Raw genomic sequence first — 6,564 nt, 5'->3', positions numbered from 1 at the left:
TGAAGAACTAAGTGATTACCAACTGGTTCAAATCAATTGGTATCTGAATTCACGGCCACTTAAATGTCTTAATTGGCATACACCAATCGAGATCTTCTTGCTTAATTTACGTCATTAAATTCGTTCAAGTTATTTCTTGCAATCTGCCGTAATCATAATTGTATAGCGTTAACATATATTTAAATAAGGTATCAGTCTGACCTGATACTAGATGGGAAGGCGTTTAGCAATGACCTGGTCTCAATGGTTTGTTACCCCCGCAATCACCAGCTTATTCTTCTTGCTGGGCGTGTTGACCCTCTATTGGTTCCTCACGAACCAAATCATTCGCTGGTTCAAGAAGCACGGCCGCCACGTCGACGCCGTTAAGATTCGCACCAACGTGGGTGTTATCTACATGGTGCTGTTAAACTTAGGCGTGCAGCTGGCCGTCAATGGGACCGCCAATAGCTGGGTCTTTATCAATTTTCAAATATTCGCGATTGTCTTCGTCAGTTATTTCTTACAGCTGAATATTCATTTCTGGGAATTAGCGGTCGCCGTGCTGCTCTTCATGAGCGTCAACGGCACCTTCGCCTACTTCCTGTCGTGGCTGTACGCCATCGTGTTGGTCGGCCTCTTCTACGTGATGAGCGTGGTTCGGACCCACCGGCACCATAGCTGGGTGGACTACCTGGACTACACGTTAGCTTCACTGGCCGGGTCAACGATTCTCTGGGGTGTGATTGGCAAACGACTGAGCCTCTCGACGCCACTGGTACTCTGGGAACTACTTTTCAGTTTCTTCATTCTCACGATTATGTACGTTTACGTAGACTCCTTGATGAGCGGTGCGGCCACCCTCGCCCAGTTGACGTACACCACCAACTACGATGAACTGACGAAGGTCAAAAATTATTTTGCTTTTAAAAATGACTTCGGTGAACTATTCCAACGCAGCAAAATTACTGCCCAACCGCTGACGCTGATGCTCTTTGATATCGACCACTTCAAGCACGTTAATGACACTTACGGTCATTTGACCGGTGACTACGTGCTGAGCCATACCGCTGCGTTGATCAGCATGCAGCTCCAGGAAATCGACCCCCACCTGCACCTCTACCGTACGGGTGGTGAGGAGTTCACGATTCTCTTCAACAACTACACCACTGACCAAGCCAAGGCCCACGTTCAAGCGATTGCTGACGGGGTCCGCGAGGCGGATTTTAAGCACAACGGTCATGATATTCACGTCAGTATTTCGGTGGGCGTCACGCAGTTACAAACGGCGGACCAGGGCCAACTCGACGTTTATCGCCGGGCGGACCAGAGCCTGTACTTCTCGAAACGCAACGGTCGCGACCAAGTCACGTTTGGTTAGCGCCATTTCATAAAAATCGGCTCTTTATCAATGGGTGTTGATGGTGATACTTTTAGGAGCTCGGTTCATTTACAAAATGGGCCTGTTTTGTACTTTGATCTTGAATTCAATTTGAATTCGGTAGCTGAAGTTTGTAAGCGCCTTACCTGAATGTCGTAATAATGCAATACAATTTATGGAATTACAACTTGAAGGCTATGGTTTTGTTTTAAAGATCTCGAATTGATGATAACTGCTCGTTTTTTTCGATATTTTCATATAATTTGACTGCAGAGGTCGATGTGTGCCCTAGTTGTAGTCTAACCACTTGCTCCTTGCCGCCGGTTTTCTTGTATAACTCGCTAGCAACGCTGTGTCTGAGCGAGTGAGGATGGAATGGCTTCCCGTACGCCTTAGAATATTTAGCCACCATTGTCTCTACTGTACGTGTGGAAATGCGGTTTATCCTTCCGCCACGGGACGATATAAACATAGCAGGGCAATCTTCAGCCCCCGGGAATAAGTGCTCACGCACGTCTAAATATTGCTGAATATAATCCAAGAACGTTGTCCGCATGTAAACGGTGTCGGTGTTACCACCTTTGCGAATAACCGTGATGGAGGGTTCGTTAGGGTTTTCTATATGGACTTTCCTCAGATCTAAATTGCATAATTCCGAGAGTCGAATACCGCTGGATAGAAAGGTGGCCAAAATGGCCAGATCACGTACCTTGGTATTCTTGAAATAAGATTGTTGGTGAGCGTCGATTCCATTTTCGTATTGATGATCGACGTATTCCATGAAGCTGATGTCCTCACCATCAACTAATAGCTGGTGCTCAATTTCCTTGCTGTGTTGCTGAAGAGTTTTGTTATTTTTAACTAGAGGTATTTTTTCCATGACATTGCGTTGCATAAAAGGACGTCCATCGGGTCCTTCAGAGTCCACGGCCAGATACCGAAAAAGAGACTTTAAAGCAGATAGGTTTATATCCACATAGCTTCTCGATAAATTTCGATCTGAGTTTAAATCGTTTTGGTTACTACGATTTAGCAGGTCTGCTTTGTAAAGTTCAGCATCAGCTAGGTGAAGCTGATCTAAAGTGTCCAGGGGGATGCTTTGATTAGAAGGGGCGTCTGTTACTTTTGTGGCCCGTAACCAATCAAAAAATCGAACGAGTGCGTTTAAATAGGTGTAAAGCGTGGTAGGGGCCAAGGGAATGCTCCGCTTGGCATTATAGTAGTCTCTTACAAAACTAGGCAACCCCGCAATCATCTTGTCGTTATTACGTTCATAATCATCTTTTCTCATATCTTGATACCTCGAATGTTGTATTAATTTAAGTCATTTGCCACATAGAAGTTTGCGTAGTAAAACTTTTTTACGCAAAGTTCAAGATGAAAAATTGCTTCGATCACAGAGCCGCTATAAATAGTTTTGTGGTCGTTTTCCTTAGACTTTGAAGCTTCCAACGTATCAGTTTTTAATTTGTCGAGAAATTACATCGAATTTTTCATCACAAACAGTACACCGCGTTGGAAAATTTTCATGATAATTAATGCCATTATTGAAATTAATTGCTCCGCAGTATGGGCAAATAATATAAAGAGAGTCAATCATAATTTCAATTCCGATTCAGAAAAATATAAAATGTGCAGAGCTTAGAGACGCATTCTAATCACGCGTTCGTTGCTTTTGATGGACATGTTTTTTTTCATGCTGTCTTGAAGTGTCTGAAAGTGATAAACATATAATTCAAGTTGATCCAGCCATTTTCGTCACGCTTCTAAAAACATTATATCAAACTTTGCGTAAAATTGATATTTTACGCAAAGTTTGAAATTTGTATCCTGTTAATTACCTACTACTTTTTGATGTTACTAGGGTCTGTCCCCAAACTACTTCAGTAAAATCATAATAGCGCAAATGTGTACGGTTGATAGAAAGCTGGTAGCTAGCTTATCGTAGCGTGTTGAGAAGAGTCTAAAGTTCTTCATTTGGTTGAAGAAGTCTTCAATCAAATGACGTTCACAGTAAGTGACGTAATCACAGTCCCAAGGGTTCTTGACATTCGATTTTGGTGGAATGGTATAGGTTCCTTGAGATGAATTGATTTGTTCTCTTATCTTTTCGGCTCAATAGGCTTTATCGGCAATCACATTTACGTTGGTTAAATTAACCATTTCAAGCAGTTCAGGTGCCGCAATACTATCGTGGATCTGACCACCAGAAAGTAAGAACTTAAGTGGGTTCCCCAGTCCATCCACTAGTGCATGGACCTTAATGGTAAGGCCACCACGGCTTCGACCTATGAGTTGTTTAGATTCCGCGTTGACGGCGTTTTTTTTAGCACCGGTAGCTTTTTGATAAACGCGAATACTGGTTGAATCCAAACTGATATTTTCCATATCTGGATCTTGGGAAAGTTCTTCAAATATTTTGAGGAAAAGACCAGAATCTGACCAGCGACGAAAACGGCTATAAATAGCTTTCCAGTGACCATAACGTTCAGGAACATCGCGCCAAGCCGCTCCGCTACGCATCAGCCATAAGATTCCGTACGATAAGCTGGGAACATTGGCGCAATGCGTTCCCACTGTTCATCAGTTAGTTCATAGCGCTTTGGTATAGTCATGATGTACTCCAATCCTTTTTTGATGGAGTATACCAGAAATTAATGTTTAGGAACAGACCCTAGTCTTGTTACGAAAAAGGGGTCTGCCAACGATTATCTAGTTCTAGGCACCACTAAAACTGGACTTCATCCGCAAGAAATTATTCAGATGTATGCTCGTCGTTGGCAGATTGAAGGCTATTTCAAGGTGGCCAAGCAATACCTTCAGTTTGATCACACCCAGATTCAAAGTTATGACGGTCTTTGCGGCCACATGGCAGTCGTTATAATGGGATACGATATTTTAGCTTTGGCACAACGAGAAAACTCAGATGCTCGAACTTACGGCGACCTATTTTATGATTATAGTCGGCCCTTACCAGATATAAAATTTGTTAATGCTTTAAGTTGGTTGATGAAAACCTTAACTGGTATAGCTAAAAAACTAGACATGAGTGAAGACGTTTTGAATGTGATTTTCGCTGAATTTGTAAAAGCCTTACCCAGTAACTTAATTGCATTACTAGATAAGGCTCCGAGATGAAAATGAACTAATTTTATTGACTCCAGCCCAATCACACCATGGTCAGAGGGCTGTTTTGGTGCTTTCAACCTTTAGTGACACTCTTTTAAAATGACCAATACACTACAAACAAGCTAAATAAAAAAAGTACGATTACACTCAAACACGTTGTTTGATTAAATTTCTTACGATATACTCGAACGATTGCAATTAAGATTGCAAAGACAGCCCCAAATATGCCTAAGATTGTTAAAAAATTCAAATTACTTCACCTATTTTAGTTTTCTGATATTCGTTTGTTTCTGAGATCCCAAACTTGCAATTGGGAATTCATCAGTGGCCGTGACACGACATCCACCTTTTGAAGACCCCTTAGAAATCCATTTTTTCATGTCTCTTTGCGCCTCATCAAAATGGCCTCCGATTACAGTACCGCCAACCATGCCAACTAGTGCACCAACAGCAGACCCCAGAAAACCAGCAGCCGCTCCTGCAGCCGCGCCAGAGGTTGCCCCTAGCCCTTTAAGAGAGAGCGCAGTTTTACCATAATATGAACGTAAATCGGCCAAACCGGATTTTTTGTAAGCAAAATCATTCAGACCTCCATTGACAAATTTCTCAGAAAACGAACGACCTCGGGCTTGTGCATGATCAGCCTCATCTTCGATATTATAATCGATCTGGGCTCCATCATACTTAGCAATCAATTCTTGATATTTTGCTTTTTCCTGTTCAGGTGTAATTAAGACAGATTGTGCAGTAACTTTGCGGGCCTCTTCACTTAATTTCTTCCAATTATCATTAACATGGACTCTTACTTTCAACCCACGTAATGCTAGTGGAACTGGATTATTTTGAGACGATCTGTTTGAAGATTGTTGCTCAGTTGTAGCAGCTAAAGATTGGGTTGTTGGAACTATGATACCCGATAACGAAAAAACTGTCATTAAAATGACACTACTCTTTTTAATATTCATGTTTTATAACTCCACCTTATATTTTTCGTTGATCCGGATCAACAATTCCAAGATTACCTAACTTAATTCAATTTAGAAAGAACCGATTGTTTTACGCTTCATCTAAGTTTCGGCATGTAAACTTCAAATTTACGTAGGAGTAAAACGTAAAGAGACGGTAAAATAATCCACGAATGTTTCATGATAAAATGGTATAGGCCAAATGGAATTTATTTTACGGAGGAAGGTCATTATGAACGCTATCGGAAAGAACCTACGGGAAGCACGTACGTCAAATCAAATGTCGCAAGAGGACGTCAGTAATCACTTGAATATTTCACGACAATCAATTTCCAGATGGGAAAATGATCGTGGGTATCCTGATATTGAAAAATTAATCAAGTTAAGCTCACTATACAATGTAACGATAGATTCATTATTGTTGGGCGTAGAAGATCGGAAAAAGAACTCTATTTCAAAAATAGGGAATGAACCAAATTCTTCCCTCAAAACATTCTTAATTTTTGGATGCCTTGGAACTTTAATTGGACATGCTTTGATAATGGCATTCATCTAACGCTTGTTCCAAAGTTCCATAAACATTTCTATTTTTGAAAACTTGAAAGTTAGACGTAAAGAAACTTAAAACCCTTAAAGAATTGAAGCTTCTTTGCAGGTGTGATAAAGTGATTATAACATCAAACGACTGGAGTGATTGAACATGACAATCAAAATTCAACAACCTCCCTTTAACGAACAAGTTTTTAACGGCTCTTTGTCAACCGGTGTTGATGGGGAGAATTTGAGAGGTTCAATTTACTTACGAATTGGGCCTCTTTTTTGGACCCGGATATTAAATTCAATCTGTATTCTATAGTGGAAGTTGGTCCAGTTGCGGTAGCCGTAAGCGGTGCGTTTGATCTGTTTAATTTTACGGTTCACACCCTCGATTGGCCCGTTGGAGAGTGAACAGGTTGTCATGTTCTTGATGAATTGCTTTTTATGAATAAAGGTTTTGATGGTTGTTAGAAGTTGAGGACTAACGTTCTCGACTTCTTCTAAGGCCTTAATAAAAGCTGTATAGTCACGATTACGAATAGCTTCTACGAGGTCATGGGCTGAGAAGTAAGT

Annotated in this window: 5 protein-coding genes and 3 pseudogenes; 4 read left to right on the top strand and 4 right to left on the bottom strand. The window is 41.1% G+C overall.

What is annotated here, in order from left to right:
• Together EKM83_RS12605 and EKM83_RS12600 are read left to right on the top strand one after the other, a co-directional pair.
• Positions 1-118: pseudogene (locus EKM83_RS12605) on the top strand (IS30 family transposase); the annotation flags it as partial.
• Positions 119-229: 111 nt separating this feature from the next.
• Positions 230-1,360, top strand: a complete 1,131-nt coding sequence (locus EKM83_RS12600; protein ID WP_125577909.1) for a GGDEF domain-containing protein — start codon at positions 230-232, stop codon at positions 1,358-1,360.
• Between the two features lie 208 nt (positions 1,361-1,568).
• Here the strand turns inward: EKM83_RS12600 and xerS are convergent, their stop codons facing one another.
• Entirely contained in the window at positions 1,569-2,651 is a 1,083-nt protein-coding gene (gene xerS / locus EKM83_RS12595) for a tyrosine recombinase XerS (RefSeq protein WP_125577907.1), read from the bottom strand.
• A gap of 587 nt (positions 2,652-3,238) precedes the next feature.
• Positions 3,239-3,975: pseudogene (locus tag EKM83_RS12590) on the bottom strand (IS5 family transposase).
• Positions 3,976-4,042: 67 nt separating this feature from the next.
• On the opposite strand from EKM83_RS12590, the pseudogene EKM83_RS12585 reads away from it, so the two are divergent.
• Positions 4,043-4,498 (top strand): annotated as a pseudogene (locus EKM83_RS12585) (transposase); the annotation flags it as partial.
• 251 nt (positions 4,499-4,749) lie between these two features.
• Here the strand turns inward: EKM83_RS12585 and EKM83_RS12580 are convergent.
• Positions 4,750-5,454, bottom strand: coding sequence for a hypothetical protein (locus EKM83_RS12580; RefSeq protein ID WP_225418679.1), 705 nt, complete (start codon positions 5,452-5,454; stop codon positions 4,750-4,752).
• Positions 5,455-5,686: 232 nt separating this feature from the next.
• On the opposite strand from EKM83_RS12580, the gene EKM83_RS12575 reads away from it, so the two are divergent.
• Positions 5,687-6,010, top strand: a complete 324-nt coding sequence (locus EKM83_RS12575; protein ID WP_164505682.1) for a helix-turn-helix domain-containing protein — start codon at positions 5,687-5,689, stop codon at positions 6,008-6,010.
• 239 nt (positions 6,011-6,249) lie between these two features.
• Here EKM83_RS12575 and EKM83_RS12570 read toward each other — a convergent pair.
• A partial coding sequence (locus EKM83_RS12570) for a transposase (protein ID WP_164505681.1) occupies positions 6,250-6,564 on the bottom strand: 315 nt, incomplete at its 5' end.

Source organism: Levilactobacillus angrenensis, from assembly GCF_003946085.1.
Taxonomy (GTDB): Bacteria; Bacillota; Bacilli; order Lactobacillales; family Lactobacillaceae; genus Levilactobacillus; species Levilactobacillus angrenensis.
This window is presented reverse-complemented; position numbering and strand designations above follow the sequence as displayed.